The sequence below is a fragment of the Methanobacterium congolense genome (assembly GCF_900095295.1).
GTDB lineage: Archaea > Methanobacteriota > Methanobacteria > Methanobacteriales > Methanobacteriaceae > Methanobacterium_C > Methanobacterium_C congolense.
This window is the reverse complement of record NZ_LT607756.1, coordinates 266,225-279,174: the sequence shown is the minus strand read 5'-3', so window position 1 is coordinate 279,174 and position 12,950 is coordinate 266,225. Positions and strand designations below refer to the sequence as shown.

The following is a 12,950-nucleotide window of genomic DNA, read 5'->3' as shown; positions in this document are numbered from 1 at the left end:
TAATAAACCATCAGCCTATGTAGTGGTCTGGGCCGTATGGTTCTGGGCTCAATCCTTTTCTTGCCCTTATCTCTTTTATTATATTCCTTTGAAGTTCAGTTGGGAGTCTTTCAAATCCTGAGTTTTCAGTTGACCATAGACATCTGCCCTCTGCAGCTGATCTTATGTCTCCTGCAAATCCGAACATTTCAGCAACTGGTACTTTGGATTCCACTGTTGCCATGTCTCCTTCCTGTGACATGTCCACGATCTGTCCTCTTCTGTTTTGTATCTCCCTTGTTGCTGCACCCATATAGTCTTGTGGAACGTTGATAAATACTTTTTGCATAGGTTCCAGTAGTGTTGGATTTGCAAGCATTATTGAACCGTAAACTGCCTTCCTAATTGCAGGTAAAACCTGTGCTGGACCCCTGTGAACTGCATCTTCATGTATCTTTGCATCTTTGAGGGATATTTTTAGTCCCATGACCTTTTCCCTTGCTACTGGGCCGTCTTCCATTGCACTTTCGAATCCTTCAAGGAGAAGTTCCTTGATCTCGTCCAGGTACTGGATACCACGGGTCATGTTTATGAATAGGGATCTGTTGTAAACATCCCATACTTTTTTGGCCTCGTCCTTTGGAAGTCCATATTCAGTGAAGGTACTTGTAAGTTCTTTTCCTTTGACACGGCCTTCTTTAATATCTCCAGCCTGTATTGCCTGGAACAATTTATCTTCAAGTGGTTCTATGTCTATGTAGAATCTGTTGTGTTTGTTTGGTGATTTTCCTTCAACAGGTCCTGCTTTTCCTGCAACTGTTTCCCTGTAAACAACGATTGGTTCAGATGTTTCTATTTCAACACCCTTCTCGTTTATACGGTAGGCTATGATCTCAAGGTGGAGTTCTCCCATACCTGATATGAGGTGTTCACCTGTTTCCTCGTTGATCTCAACCCTTACTGTTGGGTCTTCCTTACCGACCTGTCTTAGAACTTCTATGAGTTTTGGAAGGTCTTTGGTGTTTTTAGCTTCAACTGCAACTGTAACAACAGGCTCTGATATGTGTTCTATGCTCTCGAATGGTGCTATTTTGGTACCGTAGGTGGTGATTGTTTCACCTGCAACAGCATTTTTTGCACCGGTTATTGCGACTATGTTTCCTGCTGGAACGTTGTCTGTATTGATCCTCTCTGGTCCCATGTAAACACCAACCTGTTGGGTTCGTGCTTTACCCATTGAACCTACAAAGAAGATCTCTGTTCCCTTTTCTATTGTTCCACCGTAAACACGCCCAGTTGCTATTTCTCCTGCGTGTTTGTCTATGCTCACGTTGGTGACCATAACTGCAAGCGGAGAATCTGGGTCTGTGCTTATCATTCCCTGTCCTTCAACTGTGTCTATTTCACCGGACCAGATGTTTGGCACCCTATATGCCTGGGCAACCTTTGGACTTGGCAGGTGCTCAACAACCATTCCCAGAAGAACGTTGTGTATAGGCACTTTCTGAGCAAGTTCCTTCTGGTTGTCATCTCTGCAATACTGGAAGATGTCCTTGAAGGTTATACCAGTTTTCTGCATAATTGGAACGTTTATTGCCCAGTTGTGGTATGCTGAACCAAATGCAACACTTCCATCTTCTACACGTGCAAGCCATTCCTCTTTAAACTCCTCTGGAGCCATGTTTCTTATGAGCTTGTTTGCACTTGCAATGATCTTAACGAACCTCTGCTGAAGTTCATCATCACCAAGTTTGAGTTCGTTTATGAGCCTGTCAACTTTGTTTATAAAAAGAACCGGCCTTACATTTTCTTTTAGAGCCTGCCTAAGCACGGTCTCTGTCTGTGGCATGATTCCTTCAACTGCACATACAACTACAACTGCACCGTCAACAGCCCTCATTGCCCTTGTAACGTCTCCACCAAAGTCAACGTGACCTGGGGTGTCTATGAGGTTTATGAGGTACTCCTGATCCTTGTACTTGTGTACCATTGAAACGTTTGCAGCATCTATTGTGATACCTCTTGCCTGTTCCTGTTCATCGAAATCCAGGAAACGCTGGTCACCTGCAAGTTCTGAGGATATCATACCTGCACCTGCCAGGAGGTTGTCTGATAACGTGGTTTTTCCGTGGTCAATGTGAGCCACTATACCGATGTTACGGATGTACTCTGGCTGGTACATTAAATCCTTAATCTTTTCAATCATTTTAGAACGTCTACTCACTAAAATCACCTGAATAATTATGAAGATTCCTAAAATTCCTACATGACATTACCAATGACTTGGAACATCATTGAAAATCTTTGAGTCACAGATATACTGACATTCCGTGGATATCCCGGTTCTATGCTGATAACTGAAAAAAATCACTGATTCAAAACAGCCCATGGAACTTGATAAAAAAAATGCAGTCTGTGAATCTCTAAAAAGATGTAATGGAATTAGTGTGCGGATCTTGCAACTCTCTCCTTCTCTTCTTTCTTCTGGATTGCGAAACTTCTTGTATCGTATTCTGCTGCAAACATGAGTTCGTCAGCAAGACACTCTGCTGCGGATCGTTTCCTTTTGAATGAAGATTGTAGTGCACCTTTTGTAAGGAATCCTACAGCCAGGTCAACCCTTCTCTGTGGTGCTATGTCCACTGCAACCTGGTATCCTATTCCACCGTATTTGATCCTTGTTGTTTCTTCCCTTGGGGCTGTGTTTTCAACTGCTTTAACAAGAACCTGTACTGGGTTCTGTTTTGAGCGCTTGTTTATAATGTCTAATGCATCTTTAACTATGTTGTAGGACTTGTTCTTTTTACCGGAGTTTCTCTCTGTCCTCATGATCTTGTTCATGATTCTTTCAACGATTGAAACCTTTGATTTTGCGAACTGTCTTTTAACATGTCTTCCGAGGGTGTGGGGAACCAGTATCTCGTCTAGGCAGACGTAGTTAACAAGGCCCATGTCTTCCACTTTAACCTCTCCTAAATCCCATTTATCGAAGACCTTAAAACTCATTAAATAACCTCACTTTTATCTTACTGGTTTTTCTATTTTACCTTTAACCATTTCCTCTAATGCTACGTTGTTAACTTTTGAAACCTTCCACCTGACACCTGGAATATCACCCATGGACCTTCCTGATGGTCCACCAATTCCTTCGATCATAACTTCATCGTGTTCATCGATGAAACCGATTGCACCGTCACCTGGTGCGAAGGCTGTTAACTGTTTACCGTTTTTGATGAGCTGGACACGTACACATTTTCGTATAGCGGAGTTTGGTTGTTTCGCTTCTATACCCACTTTTTCTATTACGATTCCCCTTGCCTGAGGTGCACCCTCTAATGGGTCTGCCTTAACATCTAATCGTAATGATTTCCTTTTGTAATGAGTGTCCTTCCATCTGAAATTCTGTCTGTTCTGTTTAAGCTTTTTTGCTGCAAAAAGTCCTGGCAAATGAAATTCCTCCTTGAATTAGGATTTAATTGTGAACATTCAACGTAAATAGATAAATCTAAATTATAATCATTGAACTCCATCTTTAATTAAATCAGGACAATGATCAATTCATAATCAATCCTAAATTTTTGAATTTACTCTAAAATTCAATGTTAAATACCCTTAAAATCCCTGTGAATTGGTTTTAGGATCCACATGATCCATATCTAACATTAAATTCTTTGATTTTCTTCTATTTTATAATAATGTTATTTATATTATGCTGTCTCTTAGCTAAGACCCTGGCCCTTTCAATGTTTTGACCGCCTTTTCCTATTGCAGTCCTTTTATTTCTTGAATCTGTTTCAAGGGTTGCTATCTTTTCCCCGTTTTCTTTCTGAAGTATTCTAATACTTCTGATCTTAGCGGGAGCCATGAGATTGCCTATGAATTCAACAGGATCATCTGAGTGTTCTATAACCTCAACGCCTTTGTCAACGGTTTTCTGGACTTTGGTGACTGTACTTCCTCTTTTTCCGATTGCAAGCCCCATATCTCCCTTTTTTACAAGGAAGGTTAATTTGGCGTTTTCATCGTCAACTATACAATCCTTTACCGTTGCACCTGTCATACTCTCAAAGAGAGCTATGTACCTTATCTCGTGTGTTGTAAATTTTATAGTCACAGAAATTACCCCATGATTTCTAGTATTGTAGAGTCACCTGGATCTTTTATGATAAGTGTGGCGACTGTGTAAGGCCTACCGCACACGGATCCAAGCTCCACGCTTGTTCCTTCATAAGTGTAAACAGGAATCTCTGATAATTTTGAGTAATGCTCAACATCCTCCTTTATATCACGAGGACAATTGTCTGCGATAATCACAAGCTTTCCTTTACCAAGTTTTAAAGCCTGAATTGATTTATCAGATCCAAGTGTGACACTCCCTGTGTCCACAGCAACTCTTATTCCTCTATCTACGTCCATCTACTGCCTCCTTATTTCTTTCTCTCTTTCATAACGACGCCAACAGATCCTGTTCCCAGTGGTATTGGCTGTCCTATTATAATATTCTCAATTATACCGGTGAGATGGTCAACTTCTCCCCTTATGCTGGCCCTTAAAAGGTGTTTACCTGTTTCCTCAAAGGATGCCCTTGCAAGGACGCTGGCTTTCTCACCACTGATACCGTGCCTTCCTATGGATTTCACGATACCATCTGATGTCATCATATCTGCAACAAGCATTATGTGCCTAACATCGACTGTAAGTCCCTGTTCTTCCATTGTGCTCTGTGCTTCATGTATGATTGAGTTTCGAGCGGCCTCTATTCCAAGTACCTTCTCTACTTCGTGAATGTCATTGGTTGTTGTTCTTGTCTTATCAACACCTTCCATTTTCAAGACGGCTCCAAGATTTGAACCTTCAGTGTGTATAGCCCATTCTGTACCTTCTTTCCTGATCACGACTTTTCCGATGTTTTTAACACCACTTATCTGAAGATCGCGAACTTTATCAGCTAAAAGTCTTAATTCTCTTATTGCATGTTTAGATTCAGAAATCGTAGGTTCAAAACTCAGTAGGTTTTTATTTATATCTACTTTCTTAAAAGCTTTTTCTATCTTAGCTATGATCTCATCGTAATCCAGCCTTTTTTCCTTGACATTTTCCTCATCGATCTCAATGCTAAGGGTCATGCTGGCGTAGTTCACGTTGAAATCCTTAAGAACATCATTTAGAACTATTTTACCTATTCTGTTAGCTATAGTTCGGACAAATTCCTCATCTGTACCGTAACCTTCTTCGAAGTATATGGCCATGGTTGGGGTTGATATCTTCTTACGAGCATCCACGATCTCAATGAGCCTTGGCAGACCCAGTGTAACGTTCAGCTCTGCAACCCCTGCGTAGTGGAAGGTACGCATTGTCATCTGAGTACCTGGTTCTCCAACGGACTGTGCTGCAACTGTACCAACTGCTTCACCGTCTTCAACCCTTGCACGTTCATAAGCCTTTTTTATATCTTTGATAAGTGTGTCAAGTTCCTTATCACTGAGCTCATGCCTCTCAGCTGCATCAGCTATTTCATGAATCAGTTTTTCAGGAAATTTAGCTCTTTTCTTTTTAACAACCTTTTCTACCTTTTCTACCATCTCGATATCCACAAAACCACCTGGATCCAGTTCCTATTCCCTTAATAAATTATTCCCCTATGAATGATCTCAAATTTCAATTTTGAATACACTTAACCGTGCATCAAGTTTTAAGCATGTATTAAGTCATTATTATTGATAATAATATTACATGGATGATAATGATAATTCAGGATGAGTTTTGAATAAAATAAGGGATTATTTACCCTTTGATTTTATCCTCATCTCATCTATCATACGATCTATATCTGCTACTTTACCGTAGTCACTCTTTGCAGGGTCTATTCCATCTTCACCGTAGTGTGTCTGGATTATAACTCCCCTGTTGTCTCTGACTGTTCCGTCTGGTTTGACACTGAGATCCTGCAGTGCGTTAACGAGTCTTCTCTGCATGTAACCTGACTGAGCAGTACGGATAGCTGTGTCCACAAGACCCTCACGACCACCCATAGCATGGAAGAAAAATTCCAATGGATCCAGTCCTTTCTTGTAGCTGGAGTGAACGAATCCACTTGCCTTAGCACCCATCTCCCCTTCATGGAAATGAGGAAGGGTACGTTTACTGTAACCCCTTTCTATACGTCCACCACGAACAGACTGCTGACCCACACAAGCCGCAATCTGAGTCAGGTTCAGCATGGAACCCCTAGCACCAGTAAGAGCCATTATAACAGCATGGTTCTCCATACCGAAGTAACTTTCAGCTATAACACCTGTACTGTCCCTTGCCTCACCAAGCACTTGCATGATCTTCATCTCAAGGGTTTCCCTCAGACTTCTGCCTGGCAGTGCCTCAAGTTCCTCATTATGGTAAGCCTCAATGAGTCTTTCAACTTTCTCCTCAGCCTTTTCAAGGAGTTCCTCAATACGGTCCTTAGCTTCCTGAGGTATCTCCTCATCAGCAGTACTGGTTGTGAATCCCCTCTTCATTATACCACCAATTGCAAGTTTGGTTGAACAATCAAGGAATTCACGGGCCGCATCTGTACCGTACTCCTTAACAATGGAATCCAAAATCTTACCCGCAAAAGCACCATAGGCTCTTTCATCTATAGCACCCAGTTTAAGCTCTCCGTCCTCAATAACAACGTAAGCATCATTCTTACAGGACTCCTTCAAACATTCATCACATTTCCTGCAGATCTCAGCCTTGTAAACCATGTTAAGATCCTTAGGAAGGAGTAAACTGAATATCTCTTTACCAGTCCAATCACGGCCCTTAGGTTTTGGAAGTTCCATCCTTGCCTTTTTAACCATCTGGAAAACATCTTCTTCGGAGAAGTTGGATCCCAGACGTGTAAGGAGGTATGCTCCAGATATGTGGTCGTGTATACCACCGATGATCGGTCCACCGAACCTTGGTGAGAGTATGTGTTCCTGAACCCTCATAAGGGATTTGGCCTCAGCACGAGACTCCTGGGTCTGGAATATGTGCATGTTCATTTCGTCTCCGTCGAAGTCAGCGTTGTATGGCGGACAAACACATAGGTTTAACCTGAAGGTTTTGTATGGTAGCACCTTTACTTCATGTGCCATCATGGACATCCTGTGGAGTGAAGGCTGCCTGTTGAAGAGCACAACATCCCCATCCATCAGGTGTCTCTCAACAACGAATCCCTCTTCGAGTTTGTCCACAACATTTTCCTTGGTCTCATCGTAAACCCTTATTTTCCTACCATCAGGTCGGATTATGTAGTTGGCTCCAGGATGCTTGTTGGGCCCGTTCATGATGTACTCCTTCATTTTATCCATGTTCCAATCTGTTACATGAACAGGCACTGTAACTTCCTTGGCTATCATCTCTGGAACACCAACCTCATTGATACTGATGTTAGGATCCGGAGAAATAACAGTCCTAGCAGAGAAGTTAACACGTTTACCTGAAAGGTTACTTCTGAAACGTCCCTCTTTACCCTTAAGACGCTGCGCCAATGTTTTTAATGGCCTTCCAGAACGATGCCTTGCCGGTGGCACACCTGAGGCTTCGTTATCGAAGTAAGTGGTTACATGGTACTGTAAAAGCTCCCAAAGATCCTCAACGATAAGCTGAGGAGCACCAGCTTCCATATTCTCCTTCAAACGCTGATTAATACGCAGAATATCCACAAGTTTATGCGTTAAATCATCCTCTGAACGCTCACCAGTTTCCAGAGTAATTGAAGGCCTCACAGTAACAGGAGGTACTGGCAGTACCGTTAAAACCATCCATTCAGGCCTTGCAACCTCGGAGTTAATTCCAACATAGACGTAATCCTCTTCAGGAATATTTTCAAGCCGCTCCCTAACCTCACTGGCAGTGAGTTTATAGTTTCCCTCAACGATGGAAACAGGCTTATCAATCTTGATATCCTCCTGCTCAGTATCACAGTGGGGACATTTATCTCTACGAGCAACATTATAGATCTCCTTGATGATAGGAGTTATACTCTCCTCATTCGTTATATGGTTCTCGATCTTGTTCTTGTAATCAATCTTCTCAGTTTCAGTTAAAAGAACACGTCCACACTCACTGCAGGTTGACCTCAATACCTTGTGGATGATATCAGCAAAACCAACATGTATAACCGGTCTCGCAAGATTTATGTGACCAAAATGGCCCTGACAATCACCACCCTTAGATCCACAGGATCTGCACCTAAGTCCAGGGTCAATAACTCCCAGCCTTGGATCCATGAGTCCAGCCTCTATTGGATATCCATCCTCATCGTAGGTATCAGGGGTCACGATCTTGGTAACGGACATCTTCCTTATATTCTCCGGAGACATCAAACCGAAGTTTATCTGGGAAATCTTCTTTAAAATTCCTTTCAAGCTCATTCTCTCCTTATAGTGCATTTAAATATGCTATAAATCCTAAATCATTAGTTCCATTAATTTTTTTGTTTCTAGGTTTGAACTGGTATATTACTATTCCTTGTAATGTTCCATTGCATCGCACTTGTCCATCCCATTATGCTTTGTCTTCCATTACCAGTTTTGGGAATATGCAAAGGCTCTTGAGTTCATCGAGTAGTAATTTGAATGCGTATGATATTTCCACAGGGAATGTTTCTGATTCTCCACAGAGTGAACAGTAGGTTTTATCCCTTATTTTATCGTATATTGCTATCATTCCACAGTTGGCACATACTATTGCTTCGTACTTATCTGATTCGTCCAGAAGTCTTTCTTTAAGTGCAAGTGCTGCTCCGTGTGCTATGAGGCAATCTCTTTCCATCTCACCAAATCTGAGACCACCTTCTCTTGCTCTTCCTTCTGTTGGCTGCCTTGTGAGTACCTGTACTGGTCCCCTTGACCTTGCGTAGACTTTGTCAGATGTCATGTGATGCAGTTTCTGGTAGAATGCAACACCTATGAAGACTTCAGCTTCAATCCTTTCACCGGTTATTCCATTGTAAAGAGCTTCTCTACCGGAAGTTTCAAATCCATTCTTCTTGAGGAGTTCCATTATTTCATATTCTTCCATTCCAGTGAATGGTGTACCGTCCATTCTTGTTCCTTCCATGGCTCCGGATTTACCTGCAAGCATCTCAATAACCTGTCCAACAGACATCCTTGAAGGTATAGCGTGGGGGTTCACTATCAGATCAGGGACTATTCCATTTTCTGTGAAGGGCATGTTTTCCTGTGAAACTATTAAACCAACAACACCTTTCTGACCGTGCCTTGATGCAAATTTATCACCAAATTCAGGCTGTCTTTGGTCTCTTACCCTTATTTTTGCAAGTTTACTTCCTTCAACTGTCTCTGTGAGCAGTACTGCATCAACGATACCGTGTTCACCGTGTCTCACAGTCACGGATGTTTCCCTTCGGCGTTCCCTTGAGGTTCCAAATTCATCCAGTTCTTCAAGGAACCTTGGAGGTGATGTTTTTCCAATGAGAACATCACCTGATTTTACCTCTACCTCAGGATTTACAATTCCATTTTCATCGAGGTGTTTGTAAAGTTCCTCGTTACGGTAACCTCTTACAACACTTTCAGGTAGTTCAAATTTATCCTCCTGTCCTCCAGGGTAACGTCTCTCAGATGCTTCGTAGGATCTGAAAAATGATGACCTTGCAAGTCCCCTTTCAAGTGATGCCTTGTTCAGGATGAGTGCATCTTCCATGTTGTATCCTTCGTAGGACATAACAGCCACAACGAAGTTCTGTCCTGATGGCCTTTTATCATACTTGGTAGCATCTATACTTCTTGTTTTAACCATTGGCACCTGTGGTTGGTGCAGGAGGTGTGCACGGGTGTCAGTTCTCATGCCGTAGTTTGATACGTAAAGACCTAGAGCCTGTTTTGTCATACCTGCTTCCATCGTGTTACGTGGAGAAGAGTTGTGGTTTGCAAATGGTATGATACCGGCACATATTCCCAGCATGGTTGAAGGATCTATTTCCAGGTGAGTGTGATTCTCTGTAATGTCATCCTCAAACATGGCTATGTATGCATTTTCTTCTTCCTCAGCGTCAATGTACTCAATTATTCCATTGTCTATGAGATCGTTCCAGTCCAGTTCACCATCTTCAAGCTTCTGGATGTGTTCCTGTTTGAGTTTTGACTCACCGCCTTCAACAACGATGAGAGGTCTTCTTGTCCGTCCTGGATCTGTGAATATGTATATCTCATCTGTTTCAGGGTAGTAGGTTATGTTCATCTCATGTGAAACCTCTCCAGACCTTCGTTTCTGCCTCATGGTTTCAACAAAGTCTTCTGGGTCATCACAGGTTCCTATGAGTTTACCATTAATATATATCTTGGATTTTTTCACGAATTTGCCCCCAAATAATAGGATTAAGGCTTTAAAATATCCCAAGCCTCATGATGTTATGATACTTATGTATTGAACCGGCTGAATTTACTGGAAATTCGTAGCTCATACAGTTATTTCATCTATGATTATTATGTAATTATGAGATTATAAAGAAATTTAATGGAAAATTTAAACCCATTTAAAATCTTCAAAGTTCGATTAAATGAAGCCTATGCCATACTTAACTTTGAATTTATATTAAATAACTTAAAATCTTTGAATTAATCCATTTTTTTCAATATTTCAGTTCACTGCACAATCAAGGATGTTTCTGTGTTTTTTTGTGTTTTTTCTGTATAGGTCTTTGAAAAAAATAGATGTTAAAAATGTTTAAAAAGATTTAAAGAGGGTTTAAAGCTCCTGTTTTTTTGATTACTTCTTCAAGCTCCTCTGGATCTGAGCCTTCAGATATCTTAGCAAGTATTGCAAGGTTCTTCACGAGTCCACAGTTTGGTCCCTCTGGAGTTTCGTTTGGACATATCTTTCCGAACTGTGTTGGGTGCAAATCCCTTGCTTCGAAGTGAGGCTGGCTCCTTGAAAGTGGGGATACAACCCTTTTCAGGTGTGAGAGTGTTCCCATGTAACTGGTTCTGTCGAGCAGCTGGCTGACACCTGCACGTCCTCCAACCCAGTTTCCTGTGGCTATTGCATGTTTTATGTTCTCTGTGAGCACGTCTGAACGCACAGCCTGTTTGACTGATGGTTCTTTTCCCCTTGCAAGGCTTCTCTCAAGCTGGTATGTCATGTCCCTTGTTAAACTTGTGAATGCAACCCTGAAAAGGTCCTCCATAAGGTCTCCAGATACCCTGAGTCTCTTATTGGCGTAGTGGTCCTTGTCGTGTGGTTCACGTTTTTCGAATATGACCTGAAGGAGCATTTCAGTCATTTCAGCCAGATAAGTGGCTTTATCAGCTCTTTTATCAGGTTCAACTCCCATGTGAGGTAGTAAGTATCTGTCTATGACGTCTTCTGCCCTTTTTATTCTGTACTCCTCAGTCATACCCTTTGCAACCCTGTTACCAATGTACTTGATTGCATCGTACTGGGTGCTTATTTCAGATGTTTGTATATCATCTATAAGCATGAACTGCACGTCACTTTCATCTGAAACGCTTGTAACAAGTTCCTGGTCTGTTTCAAGTCCAAGTGCTCGAAGCAACACAACCAGTGGTATCTCCCCAGGTACGTATGGGAATGATATTCTTAAAAAAACGCCTTTTTTACGTGGTTTTCTGTATTCAAGTGTTATTCTGGCCCTGAATCCACTTTTTATTGATGTTACAATTGCCCTAGCACGCCTGTCTTCAAGTTCACCTATACGTTCAAGGATGATCTTGTTTGGTGCTATCTCTTCCATTGTAACTATTGCCCTCTCTGATCCATTGACAATGAAGTATCCACCAGGATCCTGAGGATCTTCATTTTTTTCATCCAGTTCCTCTTCTGTCAATCCATCGAGGTGGCATATACTGGATTTGAGCATCACAGGCAGCTCGCCTATGTAAACTTTTTCCAGTTCGTTGTCCTCCTCACCCTTGTTAAGGGCCATTTCAAGGTACATGTGAGCTGAGTAGGTTAAATTACGCAGCCTTGCTTCTGTAGGGTATATTTTACTTTTCGATCCGTCTGCTTCCTTGATGAATGGCTTTCTGATCTCTACTTTCCCTGTTTTAATACTGTATTCACCCTGTTCGAGGACTATGTCATCTGTTATGTCGATTATGTCCTGTATACGATGGTCTACAAAGTCGTTGTAGGATTTGATGTGGTGGTCTACCAAGTTGTATTCATCAAAAAATGCATCAACCAGTTCCCATGCATTTTTTACCATTAAACTCCTCCAAAAAACAATTAAATATATTTCAATTAGTTTGGTACTAATCTAACACTAAACGATAGGTAACAAATTTTCCAGCAGTGTGGCTTTTACGAGTGATTTTCAAAATATCCCCTGGTTTAGCCTCAATAGCTTTAACAACAGGGTCGTCAGCTTTTATTTTAGGAAGCTGCTCTTTATGGATATCTAACTCTTTAAGCACTTTTTTAATTTCTGTTTTCGACAAAATAGTATGATCTGGAACCAATTTGTGTTTCAAAATATCTTTTTTCACAATTTATCCTCCAGTTAAAAATCAAGAACGGGCCCGACGGGAATTGAACCCGCGGCCACCTGGTTAAAAGCCAGGCGCTCTCCCAGACTGAGCTACGGGCCCCTTATACAAACGCCCTGGCCGGGATTTGAACCCGAGTCGCAGGCTCGACAGGCCTGCATGATAGCCCCTACACCACCAGGGCAGCTCTTCATGTCATAAGAATGAGAGTATAATGGGGTATGCCTATGCACATATATATAGTTTTCCTCTATCATACGGTAGATTTTAGTACTATATAAACCTTTGTATAACCTTTGTATTTGAGAAAGGTTAGTTTTCAATATGATGAAAAGCCATATTATCACAGAGAAGATTCTTCATACGAATTTCTCGTGTTTAACAGCCAGTTATCAAAATCCCGCCTGCCGGACTTGAACCAGCAACCCTCGGATCTACAGTCCGATGCTCTGCCAAATTGAGCTAAGGCGGGAT

At 41.7% G+C, this 12,950-nt stretch carries 10 protein-coding genes and 3 tRNA genes; all 13 read right to left on the bottom strand.

From position 1 onward, the window contains the following. Nucleotides 1-10 precede the first annotated feature (10 nt). Complete coding sequence (locus tag MCBB_RS01290) at nt 11-2,203, bottom strand: elongation factor EF-2 (protein ID WP_071905915.1); 2,193 nt, start codon at nt 2,201-2,203, stop codon at nt 11-13. 218 nt (nt 2,204-2,421) lie between these two features. Beyond that, nucleotides 2,422-2,985: a 30S ribosomal protein S7 gene (locus MCBB_RS01285; protein ID WP_071905914.1), complete on the bottom strand. Its 564-nt coding sequence runs from the start codon at nt 2,983-2,985 to the stop codon at nt 2,422-2,424. A gap of 15 nt (nt 2,986-3,000) precedes the next feature. Then, the gene (locus MCBB_RS01280; RefSeq protein ID WP_071905913.1) at nt 3,001-3,426 is read right to left on the bottom strand and encodes a 30S ribosomal protein S12; all 426 of its coding nucleotides are present in this window, start codon (nt 3,424-3,426) and stop codon (nt 3,001-3,003) included. Nucleotides 3,427-3,661: 235 nt separating this feature from the next. Then, nucleotides 3,662-4,093: a NusA-like transcription termination signal-binding factor gene (locus MCBB_RS01275; protein WP_071905912.1), complete on the bottom strand. Its 432-nt coding sequence runs from the start codon at nt 4,091-4,093 to the stop codon at nt 3,662-3,664. A 5-nt stretch (nt 4,094-4,098) separates the two neighbouring features. Then, entirely contained in the window at nt 4,099-4,395 is a 297-nt protein-coding gene (locus MCBB_RS01270; protein WP_071905911.1) for a 50S ribosomal protein L30e, read from the bottom strand. An 11-nt stretch (nt 4,396-4,406) separates the two neighbouring features. Further along, complete coding sequence (gene rpoA2 / locus MCBB_RS01265) at nt 4,407-5,561, bottom strand: DNA-directed RNA polymerase subunit A'' (protein ID WP_145976045.1); 1,155 nt, start codon at nt 5,559-5,561, stop codon at nt 4,407-4,409. Between the two features lie 198 nt (nt 5,562-5,759). Then, nucleotides 5,760-8,372, bottom strand: a complete 2,613-nt coding sequence (locus MCBB_RS01260) for a DNA-directed RNA polymerase subunit A' (protein WP_071905909.1) — start codon at nt 8,370-8,372, stop codon at nt 5,760-5,762. A gap of 139 nt (nt 8,373-8,511) precedes the next feature. Further along, nucleotides 8,512-10,323, bottom strand: coding sequence for a DNA-directed RNA polymerase subunit B (gene rpoB / locus MCBB_RS01255; RefSeq protein WP_071905908.1), 1,812 nt, complete (start codon nt 10,321-10,323; stop codon nt 8,512-8,514). 382 nt (nt 10,324-10,705) lie between these two features. Further along, a complete protein-coding gene (locus MCBB_RS01250; RefSeq protein WP_071905907.1) occupies nt 10,706-12,196 on the bottom strand; it encodes a DNA-directed RNA polymerase subunit B'' in 1,491 nt (496 codons plus the stop codon). 46 nt (nt 12,197-12,242) lie between these two features. Continuing rightward, the gene (locus MCBB_RS01245; RefSeq protein WP_171899062.1) at nt 12,243-12,476 is read right to left on the bottom strand and encodes a DNA-directed RNA polymerase subunit H; all 234 of its coding nucleotides are present in this window, start codon (nt 12,474-12,476) and stop codon (nt 12,243-12,245) included. A 28-nt stretch (nt 12,477-12,504) separates the two neighbouring features. Then, nucleotides 12,505-12,578 (bottom strand) — tRNA-Lys (locus MCBB_RS01240). Nucleotides 12,579-12,588: 10 nt separating this feature from the next. Beyond that, nucleotides 12,589-12,660 (bottom strand) — tRNA-Asp (locus MCBB_RS01235). Nucleotides 12,661-12,874: 214 nt separating this feature from the next. Beyond that, a tRNA-Tyr gene (locus MCBB_RS01230) sits at nt 12,875-12,948 on the bottom strand. Nucleotides 12,949-12,950: the final 2 nt, after the last annotated feature.

Bases quoted from the DNA above. Each gene is read 5' to 3' on its own strand.
- MCBB_RS01285 (WP_071905914.1), bottom strand. From the start codon at position 2,985: ATGAGTTTTAAGGTCTTCGATAAATGGGATTTAGGAGAGGTTAAAGTG.
- MCBB_RS01270 (WP_071905911.1), bottom strand. From the start codon at position 4,395: ATGGACGTAGATAGAGGAATAAGAGTTGCTGTGGACACAGGGAGTGTC.
- rpoA2 (WP_145976045.1), bottom strand. From the start codon at position 5,561: ATGGTAGAAAAGGTAGAAAAGGTTGTTAAAAAGAAAAGAGCTAAATTT.
- MCBB_RS01250 (WP_071905907.1), bottom strand. From the start codon at position 12,196: ATGGTAAAAAATGCATGGGAACTGGTTGATGCATTTTTTGATGAATAC.